This window comes from Micromonospora sp. NPDC000207 (assembly GCF_040300925.1).
Classification (GTDB): domain Bacteria; phylum Actinomycetota; class Actinomycetes; order Mycobacteriales; family Micromonosporaceae; genus Micromonospora.
This window is the reverse complement of sequence record NZ_JBEPEQ010000231.1, coordinates 1-1,997: the sequence shown is the minus strand read 5'-3', so window position 1 is coordinate 1,997 and position 1,997 is coordinate 1. Positions and strand designations below refer to the sequence as shown.

Genomic DNA, 1,997 nt, shown 5'->3' with positions numbered 1-1,997 from the left:
CGACGGTGCGTCGTCGGCCGCCGCCGCACCCGCAGGTACGGCGAGCACGGGACCGGCGGCGGGCAGCAGGACGGCGGCCAGCATGGCGAGGGGGAGCCGGACCTTCATGGGAGGTGACCCTAGCGGCCCCGGCAGGCCCACCGGGGACTCGGAGTGTGCCCACCCGTACCTCCCCGCCTCCGCTCTCCGGCTGCCCGGCTCGACGGTTCGGAAAAAATTCTCGGGCACCGTTGAACCGCTCCCACGCCGGTTCCCGTATTGATCGGCGAAAGGGAGAAGAACCGGATGTCGATTCCCGTCGAGACGGACTCGAAGACATTCGGCACAGCAGGTCGACAGGGGCCGTGTCGACATCTGCCGCATTCGTGTCCGCCAAATCCGATGGCGGCTCGACTCCTTTCAGCAGACACACTGCGACGCATTTCTCGTCGACGTCCGCCCGGCGGACTCGGCGGTTTCCGAGGGTTCGATCGAAGGAGAGGTACATGGCCAGTCGTACGAAGCGGAACGGGGTCCTGAAGATCGCCGGCGTCGGTGCCTGTGCGGCGTTGCTGATCGGTGCGGGACTGTCGCTGGCCTCCGCCGACGACGACGCCGGCCGGAGCACCACCGCCGGGGCGCAGACCGTGAACTGCCCGGACGTCGCCGGTCGACTCCCTGCGGTACCCGCTGCCGCACGGGCCGACGTCGACCGGGAACTGGCAGCCCTCGCGAAGCAGATCGACGAGGCCGACGGTCGTCTCGCCGAACTCGCTGTCAACCCGCAGGGCGGACCGAACTTCGTCCAGCTCGCCATCCTCGGGCCCCTGGAGAGCAAGCGGATCGCCGCTCTGGACCGTATTCGGATCAGTTTCGACCGGGTCGGCGCCGCCGCTCCGGAAGGCCTCGACCGGCTCGCCCGATGCGGCGTCGGCGCGGGCGTCCCCGCTGACGACGACACCGCCGTCCCCGGGGACGATGCCGACAACGGCAACGGCGGCAACGGGAACGGGAACGGTGGTAACGGCAATGGCGGCAACGGGAACGCCGGTGGCGGGAACGGCAACGGCGGTCAGACCGGGGCGCGGACGGTGAACTGCCCGGACGTCGAGGGCCGGTTCCCGAACGTCCCCGCCGCCGCCCGGGCGGGTGTGGACGCCGAGTTCGCCAACCTTCGGCAGCAGATCAACGAGGCCGACAACCGCCTCGCGGAACTCGCGGCCAACCCCCAGGGCGGACCCGCCTTCATCCAGAACGCCATCCTCGGGCCCCTGGAGGACCGGCGGATCGCCGTCATCAACCGCATCGCCACGAACATCGGTCGGGTGACCGGGGACCGTCCCACCCCGCCGCTGGAGCTTGCTCCCTGCGGCTTGAACTGACCGGTCCACTGACGTCCCGGGCGGGGACGGCGGCGGGCGGCACCCGGACGGGGGTGCCGCCCGCCGCGCCGTTTCCGGGCCGGGGGTTCAGTCCAGCCTGCGTAGCCACCGCCGCTGCCAGGGAGTCTCCACCGCCTTCGGGTGGTAGTGGGTCCGGACCCAGTCGACCGCCTGTCGGCTGGGCAGCCCGTCGAGGACGGCGAGGGCGGCCAGGGCGGTGCCGGTCCGCCCGATGCCGCCCCGGCAACAGACCTCGACTCGCTCCCCCGCGACCGCACGTCGGAGTCCCTCCCGGAGGGCGTCAAGCGCGTCGGCCCGGTCGGTGGGCACCCAGAAGTCTGGCCACCGGATCCGCCGATGCGGCCAGTCCGGCACCGGCCCCGGCACGAGGAGCAGGGCGAAGTCGGCGAGGCTGGCCGGGTCGCCCGCCCGCCGACCGCGTACCGACGATCCGCCGGGGAGGACGACGACCCCGGTCTGATCCGTCCACGTCTGGGTCACCGGATGATTGTGCACCGCAGACGTCGCCGGGCGGGGGGGCCAGCGGGGACCCGCCGGCGGAGCCCACCCACAACCGGCCCGGGTGGTAAAGGAGGGACGCGACAACGGAACAGCACACGTCTAAACACCAGACAC

Annotated in this window: 2 protein-coding genes; one reads left to right on the top strand and one right to left on the bottom strand. The window is 71.9% G+C overall.

Features of this window, described 5'->3' with window-relative positions; all coding sequences use genetic code 11:
* Nucleotides 1-485: 485 nt before the first annotated feature.
* Nucleotides 486-1,361: a hypothetical protein gene (locus ABT336_RS27340; protein ID WP_350900474.1), complete on the top strand. Its 876-nt coding sequence runs from the start codon at nucleotides 486-488 to the stop codon at nucleotides 1,359-1,361.
* A gap of 87 nt (nucleotides 1,362-1,448) precedes the next feature.
* Here the strand turns inward: ABT336_RS27340 and ABT336_RS27335 are convergent, their stop codons facing one another.
* Entirely contained in the window at nucleotides 1,449-1,862 is a 414-nt protein-coding gene (locus tag ABT336_RS27335; protein WP_350900472.1) for a protein-tyrosine phosphatase family protein, read from the bottom strand.
* Nucleotides 1,863-1,997 lie beyond the last annotated feature (135 nt).